A 12,045-nucleotide genomic window follows, 5' to 3' on the forward strand; every position below is an offset into this window, starting at 1 on the left:
GTTTTCGATGGTTCTACGTGCACCAGCAGGGCGATGTCAACACATTCAGAAAATCAAATCAACGCACTCGGAAGTCTTGTCTTTCCCGTGGCTGCGAGTAAGGTCAGCCACAGACAGGCATCGCCCCACATGAAACGGACCTGATCCCACATGTACGCACCCGAGCGTCAGCAACGGATCCTTGAGCTGGCCCAGGATCGCGGCCGGGTCGAAGTCCCCTCGCTGGCAGAAGACTTCGGCGTCACGCAGGAGACCATCCGGCGCGACCTGAGCGCCCTGGAACGAGCCGGACTGCTGCGCCGGGTGCACGGCGGCGCACTGCCCGCCGGGGGTCTCCACCTGGAGCCGGGGCTCGCGGAGCGGGACTCCACCGCCGCGGCCGACAAGGAGCGGATCGCCAAAGCCGCACTCGCGCTGCTGCCCGAAGAGGGCAGCCTGCTGCTGGACGCCGGCACCACGGTTTCCCGGCTGGCCGCGCAGCTGCCCCTGGACTCCGCGCTCACCGTGGTCACCAACGCGCTCCCGGTGGCCGCCCGGCTCGCGGAACACCCCCAGCTGAACCTCCATCTGGTCGGCGGCCGGCTCCGGCACCGTACGCAGGCGGCGGTGGACGCCTGGGCCCTGCGCGACCTGGCGGACCTGGACGCCGACATGGCCGTGATCGCGACCAACGGCTTCTCGCCGGAGGCCGGACTGAGCACCCCGGACCTCGCCGAGGCCGCGGTGAAGCGCGCCATGGTGGCCAGCGCCCGCCAGGTGGTGCTGGTCGCGGACTCGACCAAGTACGGCGCCCGGTACTTCGCCCGGTTCGCCACCCTGGATCAGGTGGACGTGGTGGTCACGGACACCGGGCTGACCGACGAGCAGGCCGCCGAGATCGCCGCCCTGGGACCGGAGGTGATCCGCGCATGATCATCACCATCACCCCGAACCCGAGCCTGGACCGCAGCTTCGAACTGGAACGGCTGTCCCGGGGTGGGATCAACCGTGCCACGGCCGACCGGGTGGACCCCGGTGGCAAGGGCGTCAACGTCTCCCGGGCATTGAACGCCGCAGGCCACCGCACCACGGCTGTGCTGCCGCTCGGCGGATTCTCCGGAATGCTGCTGTCCGAGCTGCTCAGCCGCCAGGGCATCGAGGTGGCATCCGTATCGGTACACGGCGACACCCGGATCAACGTCAGCGTGGTCGAGACGAACGGCGCACTCACCAAGATCAACGCGCCGGGCCCCGAACTCACCGCAGACGAATCGGACGCCCTGCTGCACACCGTGCGCGACCTCATCGGGCCGGACACCGACTGGCTGGCCTGCTGCGGCAGCCTGCCGCGCGGCCTGGCGCCCGAGTGGTACGCCGACCTAGTGGCACGGGTCCACGACGGCGGCGCCCGCATCGCGCTGGACACCTCGGGTTCCGCGCTGCTGGCGGCGCTCACAGCCCGTCCCGACGTGGTCAAGCCCAACCGGGAGGAACTCGCCGAGGCGGTCGGCCGCCCGCTGGCCACCATCGGCGACGCGGTGGACGCGGCAGCCGAGCTGCGCAGGCTCGGTGCCCAGCAGGTGCTGGCCAGCCTCGGCGCGGACGGGATGCTGCTGGTCGCGGAGGAGGGCAGCTGGTACGGCAGCGCGCCCGTGGCCTTGGTCCGCAGTGATGTAGGAGCGGGTGATGCCTCGCTCGCAGGCTTCCTCGGCGCAGGCGGCGCCGGACCGAAGGCCCTGGCAGCGGCGGTGGCACACGGTGCCGCCGCAGTGAAGCTGCCGGGCAGCGCGATACCGACACCGGCCGATCTGGATCCGGCCGGAGTCACTGTCACGGCGGACATTCCGCTGGACTGGCCGCTCGGCGGCCGAAACGGCCGGCCCACGGCCGACCGGAGGTCGGGGACGTTTCACATCCCTACACCGGAGCGGATCGGAGAATGTCATGACTGACACAGCGCAACTCAAGCACCTGGAAGGCCACGGGTTCAGGGCCAGGGTGCAACGCCTCGGCGGTAACCTCGCCGGGATGGTGATGCCGAACATCGCGGCCTTCATCGCCTGGGGCCTGATCACCGCAATGTTCATCCCGACGGGCTGGCTGCCCAACGAGACACTGGCCAAGCTGGTCGGGCCGATGATCACCATGCTGCTGCCAGTGCTGATCGGCTACACCGGCGGACGCCTGGTGCACGGCCAGCGAGGGGCGGTGGTCGGCGCGATCGCCACGGTCGGCGTGGCGGTCGGCTCCGACGTCCCGATGTTCCTGGGCGCGATGATCATCGGCCCGCTGACGGCCTACCTGCTCAAGCTGGTCGATGGCGTCTCTGCCCGCCACACCCGCCCCGGTTTCGAGATGCTGGTGGACAACTTCACCGCCGGCATCCTGGGCGGCGCCATGGCCCTGGCCGGACTGGTCGGCATCGGGCCAGTCGTCTCAGGACTCACCAAGGCCGCGGGCAACGGAGTCGACGTCCTGGTCGACGCCGGGCTGCTGCCGCTGGTGTCGATCATCGTCGAACCCGCCAAGGTCCTGTTCCTGAACAACGCGATCAACCACGGAGTGCTCTCCCCACTGGGCGTGCAGCAGGCCACCGAGAGCGGCAAGTCGATCCTGTTCATGATCGAGAGCAACCCGGGCCCGGGCTTGGGCATCCTGCTCGCCTACTGGTTCTTCGGCCCCAGACGGCTGCGTCCCACCGTGCCCGGCGCGATCATCGTCCAGTTCCTGGGCGGCATCCACGAGATCTACTTCCCGTACGTGCTGATGAAGCCGCGGCTGGTCCTCGCCGCGATCGCGGGCGGCATGGCCGGCGTGGCGACCGCCATGGTCACCGGCGCCGGCCTGGTCGCCACCCCGTCGCCGGGCAGCATCTTCGCCTACCTCGCGGTCACCCCCAAGGGCGGCTACTTCCCCGTCCTCGCCTCCATCGTGGTCGCCGCCGCCGTGTCCTTCGCCTCGGCCGCCGCCCTGCTGCGCATCGGGCGCACCCCGGAGCCGGAGGCCGACACGGAAGAGGAGGAGGCCACCGCGACGCGGTCCGTCCCAGTCACGGCCATCACCTCCGTGGTGGTCGCCTGCGACGCGGGCATGGGCAGCAGCGTGATGCTGGCCAGCCAGCTGACCAAGCGGCTCAAGCCGTACGGCGTGACGGCCACCCACAAGCCGGTCAACGACATTCCCCAGGGCACCCAGGTCGTGGTCACCCACACCAACCTGGCCGACCGCGCCCGCGCGGTGGCGCCCGACGCGGTGATCATCCCCTTCCAGTCCTTCCTCAACGACCCGGCCTTCGACCAGCTCGAGGCCACCATCCGAGACGGTGGCGACATCCATGGCTGACGTACTGACCCGCGAGGGCATCCGACTGGGACTGAGTGCCGACAACCGGTGGGACGCCGTGCGCCAGTGCGGCGCGGTGCTGGAGGAACTCGGCGCCGTGGAGCAGGGATACGCACGCACGATGCTCGAGCGCGAGCAATCGATCAGCACCTACGTCGGCGAGGGTGTGGCCATCCCCCACGGAACCGAAGCCAGCCGCGACCTGGTCCGCCGCACCACGCTCGCCGTGCTCCAGTTCCCCGTCGGTGTGAACTGGGACGGCGAAACGGTCACCACCTGCGTGGCCATCGCGGCCAAGGGCGACGAACACGTCGCGGTGCTGTCCGCACTCGCCCTCGTCCTCCTGGAAGCCGACCAGGCCGAAAGGCTGCGTTCCTCCTCCGACCCCGACGAGATCTACCACCTGCTCAAGCCGATCAGTAAGGACATCGCAGCATGAGAGTGGCACGCTTCTACGCCCCCGGCGACCTCAGGCTGGAGGACGTACCGGAGCCCTCACCGCAGCCGAACGAGATCAAGCTCCGCGTCCGGAACTGCTCGACCTGCGGCACCGACGTGAAGATCTTCAATCACGGCCACCAGCACCTGTCCCCACCGCGTGTGATGGGCCATGAGATCGCCGGCGAGATCGCCGAGGTCGGCGCCGAGGTCGACGGCTGGTCCGTGGGCGACCGCGTACAGGTCATCGCCGCCGTCCCGTGCGGCGACTGCCAGGACTGCCGCCGCGGCCGCATGACGATCTGCCCTCACCAGACCTCCGTCGGCTACCAGTACGACGGCGGCTTCGCCGAGTACCTGATCGTCCCGCACGCCGTTCTTAAAGTGGACGGACTCAACCCGATCCCCAACGGCGTGAGCTTCGCCGAGGCGTCCGTGGCCGAACCCCTCGCCTGCGTCCTCAACGGTCAGGAACTCGCCGGAGTCGGAAGCGGCGATGACGTGGTCGTGATCGGGGCCGGACCGATCGGCTGCCTGCACGTGCGCCTCGCCCGGGCCCGCGGCGCCCGCCGGGTGATCCTGGCCGACCTCAACGCGACCCGGCTGGAGAAGTCGGCCGCCCTCGTACGGCCGGACGAGACGGTCTGCGGAGCCGACGGCGACATCGTGGAGGCGATCCTCAAACTGACCGACGGCCGGGGCGCCGACGTGGTGATCACCGCGGCCGCCTCGGGCGCGGCGCAGGAAGACGCGCTGCGCATGACCGCACGCAGGGGCCGTATCAGCCTCTTCGGCGGCCTCCCCAAAACCGCCCCCACCATCACGCTCGACTCCAACCTCGTGCACTACCGAGAACTGACCGTCGTCGGCGCCAACGGCTCCAGTCCCGCCCACAACAAGCGGGCCCTGGAACTGATCGCCTCCGGTGCCGTCCCCGTCGCCGACCTGATCACACACCGCATGCCACTGGACAACGTCCTGGACGCGATCAGCACCGTCGCAGCCGGAGACGCGATCAAGGTGACGATCGAACCCTGACCCCCCGCCGGGCGCGGCGGCCGCCGGTCGCACCGCCGAGACGGTCCAACCGGGCCGCCGCGCCCCGCACGACACAACGAGAGGACAGGCAAGGTCACTGACACCGGTGACATCCACCCAGCAACGCAGACGCTGAAACCGCACGGACCGAGCCCGTCGACACCGATCCTCCGGCAGGCACACCCGCCAGAAAGCTCATCACCAGGGGCCCTCCCATGATCACTTCCCTTCCACCGCCGGCCTCCGTCGCCGCGGTCTACCTGCGCTGCCACCCGGCCGACTACTGGCACATGCACTCCCTGCGCCAAGCCCTCTGGCACTACGCCCGCGACCTCGGATTCACCGACACGGAGCCCTTCACAGACGACGGGTACGCCTCCCACGCCCACCTGCCCCGTCTCAACCACCTCTTCCAGCACGTGAAGCAGGGGCACTTCGCAACCGTCCTCGTGCCCGGCTGGTGGGTCTTCTCCATCAAGGACCGCGACGCCAGGGCGATCGGCGACGCACTCCAGAGCCTCGGCTGCCGGATCGTCGAACTCCCGGGCCCGCTCTCGGGATACATTCCCGGCGACGGCCGGCCGGAACGCTGCCGCCCCGCCCCAAAGCCCGCGCCGGTGACCCCGGACCACGACCAGGCACCCGCCATCGTCCCCTCTCCCGCACACCACGCCCTGCACCGCATCTGACGGCACCTCCCCGCGGCGTGGCCCGCCGTTACAGGCCACACGAGGGCCGGTTCGCCGGGCGAGGGCGGGGTGGAGGCGCCGGTATCGAGCAGGCGGCAGGTACCGCGGCCGCAGCAAGTTCCTGCGGGTGCAGGCCGACGGGTCGCCCCTGAGTTCGGGTGTACCAGTCGATGCGGTTGCCGCAGTCCCGGCAGCGGCTGGGCTGGGCGGTGCGCAGGAGCCGGCTGGGGCTGTCCGCGTCAACGTGCAGCGTCCGCAGGCGTCGAGGAGCTGTGGGGGTGCCGTCCCAGCGTCGGCCGGATGGGGTGGTGAGGGAGCGCGTGGCCGCGAAGATGACAGGCAACGCGCCGCCAACTCGACGTCCGTGCCGCCAATGTCCCGCGTACGGCCCAAACTTCGGGAACTGGTGCGCGATTCATCGCAGGTGCGCACGAGGCCGGTGACCGGATCGGGTGATCCTCGACAGCGGTGCAGCCGGGGCTAGTCGGCGGCCTCGGCGGGAGGCGCGTGACCGCCACAGAGGGTGGCGAAAGGTGGTCGACCGGCACGCCCAGGGCATGGGCGAGGGCGTGCCAGGACCTGAGGGATCCAATCGTGCGGCCCTGCTCGATCTCGATCAGGGTGCGTCTGGCCAAGCCGCTACGGCGGGCCAGTTCGTCATAGGTCCAGCCGCGCTCGCCCCTCAGCCGCGCCAGCTCCAAACGGAGGGCGGTGAGGTCAGGCGGGAAGATCGTCACCCCACCATCCGACGGTTCTGCCAGTGAGCGCTTCCGGATCCAGCCGAGGGAAGCGCACCCGACGGCCGCGGGGCCCGTCAGAACAGGTCCGCGTCCAGGACATGCTCAGCTACCTCGCATTCGCACTGCCCTGGGGCACCAGCCCCGAGGTGCTGTACCGACGGGGCGATGAGGGCGGTGTCGGGGATGGCGGCTGCGTACGGGGTGGCGGCGGCGCAGGTGTCGGCCAGGCGCCAGGTGCGGCCGCCGTGTTCTCGGGTGAGGACGAGCAACACCCGTGGCGAAGCGTGCCTCCCCGTGAGACTGCTGCGCGGCATGCGCCGGGCCCACGACCCCACGCGCTGGCACGAGTTGGAACACCGCCGCTGGCTCCACCTTCTGCCGCAGCAGAGCACCCCCTGGCCGTCGCACGACAGAGCCCTCACCGCCAGTTGGTCCACGCCCTGAGCCACGCGCCCGGTCGCCCGCCGCCGACTGGGCACTACGCGTCGCCTCCGCAGCACCGCTCAAGGCTCTGCCGGCCAGTACACGGCTGACCGCACTGGCCTTCGAAGCGCATTACTACCCCACCCACGTAGCCACCGGCGTTGAACCCGACCGCCTCAGCCGCGCATGCGGCACCCAACCCGCCAGCCTCGGCCCACTCCTCGATCGCCTCGTCGAAGCCGGGACAATCACGGCATGGAGCTGCGACCCACACACCGACGAACTCCACTGGACCCCCATGCGCCCCCGGCACGCCCTGCCGACTGAGGCCTGCTCACGACCACCCTGGTGCTGGGCCTATCCCGGACGCCGGGAAACAACTCCCTTACTGCCCCCGGCGAATTGCCCGTCCGGGAGGTGAGCCACGAACAAGCTCGCACGAGAACTCACGAACGGCCCGCGGCGAACCAGCTGGAACCCGTGGACTGCCACCGACGTGCCACGGCCCTGCGCGGACAGCGCCGGTCATACGTGAGTTGATTGGGGGGACACATGGAATCGCAAAGCCAGACGGGTCCATCGGGCACGACTGAGCAACTCTCCCGGCACCGGTGCGAACAGGAGATCATGGTCCTCTTCGAGGAGTACCGGGCCCTGCGTGAAGAGGTCACCCAACGGGTCGCAGCACGCATGCAGATGATCGGATTCGCTGGCGTCGTCTCCGCCCTGCTGGTGGTGGCGGACAACTTCACCTTCGGCGGCCCGAGCGTGTGCGTCGCCGTTCTCGTTCTCCTCCTTGCCGTCGTGTGGCTGCGCGGCATCAATCTGGCCATTCAGCGGATAGGCCGTCATTTACGTGGCGTCGAAGCCCGCATCAACACTCTGGCCTCCCAGGCATGGGGAAGTTCCGAAGGCATCCTCACCTGGGAGACAGATATCCAGACCAGGCGGGTGCAGGTGCGCGGAATGGCCGGCCGGAGCGGTCGGCTTTTGGGCTGGATCAAGTCCTGAGCGCGGGGGTGGCCACGGATCTCCTGCTTGCGGCTCCGCGGGGCGGAGCACAGCTGGTGCAGGATGAGGCCCCATGGCAACCGTTCTCGCATTCCATGCACACCCCGACGATGAGGTGCTCATGACCGGGGGCACCCTTGCGCGCATCGCCGCCGAGGGGCACCGCGTGGTGATCGTTGTCGCCACCGACGGCCTGATGGATCCCACGGCACAGGGCGAGTCGCCGCGCATGGGTGAACTGCGTGCGAGTGCCGCCATCCTGGGGGCAGCTCGGGTCGTTCACCTTGGCTACGCAGACAGCGGCAACGGCAACGTGCTCTATCCCGACCCGCCGGACCGGGCGCGTTTCGTACGCGCCGACCCAGAAGAAGCCGCCGAGCGACTGGCCGCAATCCTCACGGAGGAGGACGCCGATGTGCTCCTCAGCTACGACGCCAACGGCGGTTACGGCCACCGGGACCACGTCAGAGTCCACGAGGTCGGCAGACGCGCAGCCGCACTCGCCGGGGTCAATCAGGTACTTGAGGCCACGCTTCCACGCGACCTCATCGCCCGAGTGCTCAAGCTGGTGAACCGGTTGAAAATCCCCCTGCGCCACGACGCTGTGTCTCCCCGCACCGCCTACAGCGCGCGCTCGGCCATCACCCACAAAGTCGACGCACGCCGCTTCGCCCGGCAAAAACAAAGAGCACTCGCCGCGCACCGATCCCAGGTGACCGGCACCGGTCGACTGGCCCCAGTCATGCAGGCGCTCATCCGGCTCCCTGCACCCGTCTTCGGAATGCTCCTCGGGCGGGAATGGTTCATCGATGCCACACGGACCTCAACATCCGCACCGGTCATCGGCATCTTTCAGCCGACGGCGTGACACCTCCCGCCCAGTTCCATGTCCAGCGGATCTTGGCTGCCGGCTGCCTGCGTTCTGTCTCGAAAACAAGCCAGGCCGGGAGAATGAGGGCGAACCCGGGCAGGAGTCCTATGACGGACCCGGCCAGTGCAATACCGACCTTGACGGCCGCTCCTGGGGCAAGGCCGTGATCGTGAGCAAGCTGCTTGTCAGCAGGGCGATGGGCCAGGCGATCAGGCTGGGGATGGAAACCGGTACCGCTCGGTGGAGTTGCCGCCAGGCTCAGGTGTGCCGTGCAAGAAGAGCTGCAGATGCACGGCGAAAAGGGTGAGAGCGGCCTGTGCCTGCCGCGCCGTCCAGCGGCAGGGGTAGCGCGGATGGGGCCGGTACGCGGCCGGGATGAAGGTGGAGAACAGCTGAGTCGACCCCCGGCTCTGCGCGGCCATCGTCGACCGGCTCACCTTCAACGGGGCCATCATCCAGACCGGCTCCGAGTCCTACCGCCTCGCTCACACCAAAGCACAAGCCGAACACGCCAACACCGGCTGAACGGCGACGCATGGCTGACTCCAGGGCCGGCCGAGTCGGCGCAGCAGGGCGAGATCAGCTGTTACCGACTTCCCGTGCCACGCGCTCCAGTCGGCGCCGGTGGTTGTCCCACCATGCTTGATCTCCTGGTGGCATGTTGTCGTTGCCCTTCAAGTACCCGACGGTTCCGTCGATGAGCTCTCGCACGATGTCGGCGTGGCCGGCGTGCCGCTGAGTATCAGAGATCACGCGCACCAGGATGTGGTGCAGTGTCACCTCTCGTCGTTCCTCCGGCCACCACGGGACGTGACCGATCGCGTCAAGCGTCAGCGTCGCGATCGTGCTGTTGGAGTGCTCCCACGCCTGGTGATACAGCCCAACGATCCCTTGGCGCGACTGGTCTGCAGTGGCCCACATATCCGCGTTGGGTTCTGCGTCCTCCGTATACCACCAGGGCGGCGGCTCCTCGTCGAAGAATGGCCGCCCGAACGTATCGCCGAAGTACCCCAGTTCCACGCTGGCGACATGTTTGACCAGCCCCAACAGGTTCGTGCCCGTGGGGGTCAGCGGGCGGCGGATGTCGTATTCCGAGAGCCCATCGAGCTTCCACAACAGGGCGTCACGCGCGTCTTGCAGGTATCGGAGAAGGTCCGCTTTCGGATTCGGTTCGATCATGCCGGGCAGCCTTCCATCCAGCACTGACAGCCGGGCACTACAGGACGCTGCTTCAGGGACTTGCCTCGCGACACCCGGGGCGCAGCCCTGGGGCGCGTAGTCGCCAGTCGGGCCCGATTGCCGACCCCGCGTGATTGTCGAAGGTCGCTGAGCGCTTTGGATGGCGAGCCCCGCCATCCAAAGCGCTCAGTCGCACAAGCTGTGACTGAGCGCCATAGTTGGCCCGACCGGTCAGATACGCACTCAGTAGCCGGTGGTGCCGATCCGCAGCGTCCCATACGGTCGGTCCGTGATGATCAAATTGGGCGAGCCGCGCAGGGTCGGTGTCCCGGCCCCCGAGGCGCGGTTGCGCTTCGAGGCGGAGCAGCGGGAGACCGGGGGCGGGCCGGGGCGCAGGTTGCTCGTGGTCGACGGGGAACCCTCCTTCGAACTCAGCTTCTGGTGCGGAACATGCCCGTTCCTGTTCCGCCGGTTGAAGACCGCCCGGCAGACGTTGTCGCTGGAGAGCGCGCAGGAGCGGCCCACCGGCGCGCTGGCCGATCCGGACGACGGCGGCGTGATCGATGCGTTCGGTGCGTTGCTGCCGGAGGGCGAGTACCTTCCGGTGCTGCTCCGCGTGGAGCCCCGTCTGGTCTTCCCCGGCCAGGAAGGCGACTACTTCAGCGGCGAGCAGGTGGCCACGTGGGGGCTCGACCAGTTCTGGGGCCTCCCCGAATACCCGCACACGGCGTACTACCGGACCTTCGAGACCGCAGTCGACGCGTCCACTCACCTCTACGAGTTCGTCGTGCCCATGGTTCCCCCGACGTGGAACGCGAGGGAGCGTGTCGAGGAGTACGCCGAACTCATGGGCCGAGGAACGGTCCCGACGGCTGTGGCGGTCTCAACGCTGGACGTATGCGAACCCGCCTCCGGCCTGCCGGCCGACCACTACCGGCACTGGGGCCTGACGCACTTCCTCCTCGACGGCCACCACAAAACTGGAGGCTGCGGCCACAGCTGGCTGCCCGGTGCAGCTCCTTTCGCTCCTGGCCCTGGGTGAGGGCATGGCCGAATCTGAAGACTGTGCCCGGCTGCCTACCCTGCGCACTCAACTCCGCTCGGCCCGAGCGACCGGCACGTGAACCAGCGCCGAAGACCACACCTGCGGGTGCGACTTCTCGGGGTAGTTGACACCGCGGTGCTGGGCTGAGCTGGGGCCCCTGGTTGAGTCTATTCGCACTGCTTGGCACCGGAAGGCCGTTCTTTGTTGCCACCTGCGCCTGTTTCGCGTGGCGGGTGGACCTCAACTCTTGACGGCCTCCGCGATCTGCAGGGCGGCCGGGCGGGCGTGAGGTGCGTGGTGTCGACGACCTCGGCCTCGCGGTGTAGCCACGTGCGAGCCGCCTCGGCGTAGGGCTCAAGGTATTTGAGACGGAATGGGGAGGGGCCAAGAAGAGTGTCCCCCTCGATGCGCCCGCGGAGGGTGTCTTGGTCAGCGTGGAGGACGAGGTGCCGTACCGGAATGGCTGTTGGGTGAGGCCGGTGCTGATCTCGCGCCAGTACTGCTCGACCAGGACAATCATGGGCATCACCAGAGTGCCGCCGGTGTAGTCGAGTACGCGGCGGGCGGTCTCGACTACGAGCGGCCGCCACGGCGGCCAGTGCTGGAAGTTGTCCGTCCCGGTCAACGCCGCGATCCGCATCGACGCCACCAGCAGCGTCACGGGCAACGACGCCAGCGGTCGTATCACCACCCTCCCGCGGGTCAAGTCCTTCGGGAAGAGGCCGTCAAGCGCGTCACCCTCCACGCCACCAAGGGCGCCTTCATCGGCCAGCTCGTCAACCAGAGTGAATACACCGCGGGGCTGCACTCCCCACACTCCCCGAGGAGATGCGGCGCCGGTGGGACCAGCGCAGCCACTACAAACGACGAGGTCACAGCCCATAGGGCTGTGACCTCGTCACTTCAAGCGCAATTGCCGTACTAGGCCACGCGAAAGGGCACCGCATGGGCTTGGGTGGGGATCGGCGGCAGGTGTCTGGTGCACCGCGGGTCCGGGCACAGCCGGTCGTGCGCCAGGACTGAGATCACGGCAGCTCGCAGGCGTGACGTCTGGCCGAGTTTGGCCCGTATCCGCGAGATGTGCGCCTTGACGGTACGTTCAGCTATCCCGAGCTTCAGGGACAGCGCACGGTTGGACAGGCCACCGCCGAGGAGCAGGAGACCCTGCCTTTCCCGGTCAGTGAGCCGACTTCTGTCCCAGGGAGCATCGAACGGCCCGGTGCCGGGGCCCTCGTAGGGGCACAGGGTGGCGCGTCGAAGTACGCCACGGAGATAGGTTTTTGGTCAATG

At 68.7% G+C, this 12,045-nt stretch carries 15 protein-coding genes and 3 pseudogenes; 11 read left to right on the forward strand and 7 right to left on the reverse strand.

What is annotated here, in order from left to right; translation table 11 throughout:
- Positions 1-150 precede the first annotated feature (150 nt).
- The 6 genes from OG905_RS02065 (at position 151) to OG905_RS02090 (ending at position 5,486) form a co-directional block, all read left to right on the forward strand.
- Positions 151-912: a DeoR/GlpR family DNA-binding transcription regulator gene (locus tag OG905_RS02065; protein WP_328665853.1), complete on the forward strand. Its 762-nt coding sequence runs from the start codon at positions 151-153 to the stop codon at positions 910-912.
- Positions 909-1,931, forward strand: coding sequence for a 1-phosphofructokinase (gene pfkB / locus OG905_RS02070; protein ID WP_328665854.1), 1,023 nt, complete (start codon positions 909-911; stop codon positions 1,929-1,931). The genes OG905_RS02065 and pfkB overlap by 4 nt, the downstream gene beginning before the upstream one ends.
- Complete coding sequence (locus OG905_RS02075) at positions 1,924-3,321, forward strand: PTS mannitol transporter subunit IICB (protein WP_328665855.1); 1,398 nt, start codon at positions 1,924-1,926, stop codon at positions 3,319-3,321. The genes pfkB and OG905_RS02075 overlap by 8 nt, the downstream gene beginning before the upstream one ends.
- Positions 3,314-3,760, forward strand: a complete 447-nt coding sequence (locus OG905_RS02080; RefSeq protein WP_328665856.1) for a PTS sugar transporter subunit IIA — start codon at positions 3,314-3,316, stop codon at positions 3,758-3,760. The genes OG905_RS02075 and OG905_RS02080 overlap by 8 nt, the downstream gene beginning before the upstream one ends.
- Complete coding sequence (locus tag OG905_RS02085; RefSeq protein WP_328665857.1) at positions 3,757-4,797, forward strand: zinc-dependent dehydrogenase; 1,041 nt, start codon at positions 3,757-3,759, stop codon at positions 4,795-4,797. The genes OG905_RS02080 and OG905_RS02085 overlap by 4 nt, the downstream gene beginning before the upstream one ends.
- A 215-nt stretch (positions 4,798-5,012) precedes the next feature.
- On the forward strand, positions 5,013-5,486 hold the full coding sequence (locus OG905_RS02090) for a hypothetical protein (RefSeq protein ID WP_328665858.1): 474 nt from the start codon (positions 5,013-5,015) through the stop codon (positions 5,484-5,486).
- Positions 5,487-5,514: 28 nt separating this feature from the next.
- Here OG905_RS02090 and OG905_RS02095 read toward each other — a convergent pair whose 3' ends face one another.
- From OG905_RS02095 to OG905_RS02105, 3 genes and pseudogenes are all read right to left on the reverse strand, one after another.
- Positions 5,515-5,829, reverse strand: a complete 315-nt coding sequence (locus OG905_RS02095; RefSeq protein WP_328665859.1) for a DUF6083 domain-containing protein — start codon at positions 5,827-5,829, stop codon at positions 5,515-5,517.
- A gap of 137 nt (positions 5,830-5,966) precedes the next feature.
- A pseudogene (locus OG905_RS02100) lies at positions 5,967-6,223 on the reverse strand (helix-turn-helix transcriptional regulator).
- 77 nt (positions 6,224-6,300) lie between these two features.
- Positions 6,301-6,498 carry a hypothetical protein gene (locus OG905_RS02105; RefSeq protein WP_328682838.1) on the reverse strand — a complete coding sequence of 66 codons (198 nt, stop codon included), beginning with the start codon at positions 6,496-6,498 and terminating at the stop codon, positions 6,301-6,303.
- A gap of 22 nt (positions 6,499-6,520) precedes the next feature.
- Between OG905_RS02105 and OG905_RS02110 the strand changes: the two genes are divergently transcribed.
- The 3 genes from OG905_RS02110 (at position 6,521) to OG905_RS02120 (ending at position 8,528) form a co-directional block, all read left to right on the forward strand.
- Positions 6,521-6,670, forward strand: coding sequence for a hypothetical protein (locus OG905_RS02110; protein ID WP_328665860.1), 150 nt, complete (start codon positions 6,521-6,523; stop codon positions 6,668-6,670).
- Between the two features lie 606 nt (positions 6,671-7,276).
- On the forward strand, positions 7,277-7,660 hold the full coding sequence (locus OG905_RS02115; RefSeq protein WP_328665861.1) for a hypothetical protein: 384 nt from the start codon (positions 7,277-7,279) through the stop codon (positions 7,658-7,660).
- Positions 7,661-7,733: 73 nt separating this feature from the next.
- Positions 7,734-8,528, forward strand: coding sequence for a PIG-L deacetylase family protein (locus OG905_RS02120; RefSeq protein ID WP_328665862.1), 795 nt, complete (start codon positions 7,734-7,736; stop codon positions 8,526-8,528).
- Positions 8,529-8,740: 212 nt separating this feature from the next.
- On the opposite strand, the gene OG905_RS02125 is transcribed toward OG905_RS02120, so the two are convergent.
- Entirely contained in the window at positions 8,741-8,953 is a 213-nt protein-coding gene (locus OG905_RS02125) for a hypothetical protein (RefSeq protein ID WP_328665863.1), read from the reverse strand.
- Here OG905_RS02125 and OG905_RS02130 point away from each other — a divergent pair.
- Positions 8,931-9,056: pseudogene (locus OG905_RS02130) on the forward strand (IS21-like element helper ATPase IstB); the annotation flags it as partial. The gene OG905_RS02125 and the pseudogene OG905_RS02130 sit on opposite strands and share 23 nt — an antisense overlap.
- Positions 9,057-9,110: 54 nt before the next feature.
- Here OG905_RS02130 and OG905_RS02135 read toward each other — a convergent pair.
- On the reverse strand, positions 9,111-9,710 hold the full coding sequence (locus tag OG905_RS02135; protein ID WP_328665864.1) for a DinB family protein: 600 nt from the start codon (positions 9,708-9,710) through the stop codon (positions 9,111-9,113).
- 289 nt (positions 9,711-9,999) lie between these two features.
- Here OG905_RS02135 and OG905_RS02140 point away from each other — a divergent pair, with 289 nt between their 5' ends.
- Positions 10,000-10,752 (forward strand): hypothetical protein, encoded by a 753-nt coding sequence (locus OG905_RS02140; protein ID WP_328665865.1) that lies wholly within the window; start codon positions 10,000-10,002, stop codon positions 10,750-10,752.
- Positions 10,753-10,995: 243 nt separating this feature from the next.
- Here OG905_RS02140 and OG905_RS02145 read toward each other — a convergent pair.
- Positions 10,996-11,395, reverse strand: a pseudogene (locus OG905_RS02145) (ATP-binding protein).
- Positions 11,396-11,676: 281 nt separating this feature from the next.
- On the reverse strand, positions 11,677-12,000 hold the full coding sequence (locus OG905_RS02150) for a helix-turn-helix domain-containing protein (protein WP_328681989.1): 324 nt from the start codon (positions 11,998-12,000) through the stop codon (positions 11,677-11,679).
- Positions 12,001-12,045: the final 45 nt, after the last annotated feature.

It is taken from the genome of Streptomyces sp. NBC_00322 (assembly GCF_036147535.1).
In the GTDB taxonomy this organism is placed as follows: Bacteria; Actinomycetota; Actinomycetes; order Streptomycetales; family Streptomycetaceae; genus Streptomyces.

What these genes read in the sequence shown, in the direction of transcription:
- OG905_RS02120 (WP_328665862.1), top strand. Translation starts at nt 7,734, where the DNA reads ATGGCAACCGTTCTCGCATTCCATGCACACCCCGACGATGAGGTGCTC.
- OG905_RS02115 (WP_328665861.1), top strand. Translation starts at nt 7,277, where the DNA reads ATGGTCCTCTTCGAGGAGTACCGGGCCCTGCGTGAAGAGGTCACCCAA.
- OG905_RS02085 (WP_328665857.1), top strand. Translation starts at nt 3,757, where the DNA reads ATGAGAGTGGCACGCTTCTACGCCCCCGGCGACCTCAGGCTGGAGGAC.
- OG905_RS02135 (WP_328665864.1), bottom strand. Translation starts at nt 9,710, where the DNA reads ATGATCGAACCGAATCCGAAAGCGGACCTTCTCCGATACCTGCAAGAC.
- OG905_RS02125 (WP_328665863.1), bottom strand. Translation starts at nt 8,953, where the DNA reads ATGGCCGCGCAGAGCCGGGGGTCGACTCAGCTGTTCTCCACCTTCATC.
- OG905_RS02080 (WP_328665856.1), top strand. Translation starts at nt 3,314, where the DNA reads ATGGCTGACGTACTGACCCGCGAGGGCATCCGACTGGGACTGAGTGCC.
- OG905_RS02065 (WP_328665853.1), top strand. Translation starts at nt 151, where the DNA reads ATGTACGCACCCGAGCGTCAGCAACGGATCCTTGAGCTGGCCCAGGAT.
- pfkB (WP_328665854.1), top strand. Translation starts at nt 909, where the DNA reads ATGATCATCACCATCACCCCGAACCCGAGCCTGGACCGCAGCTTCGAA.
- OG905_RS02075 (WP_328665855.1), top strand. Translation starts at nt 1,924, where the DNA reads ATGACTGACACAGCGCAACTCAAGCACCTGGAAGGCCACGGGTTCAGG.
- OG905_RS02090 (WP_328665858.1), top strand. Translation starts at nt 5,013, where the DNA reads ATGATCACTTCCCTTCCACCGCCGGCCTCCGTCGCCGCGGTCTACCTG.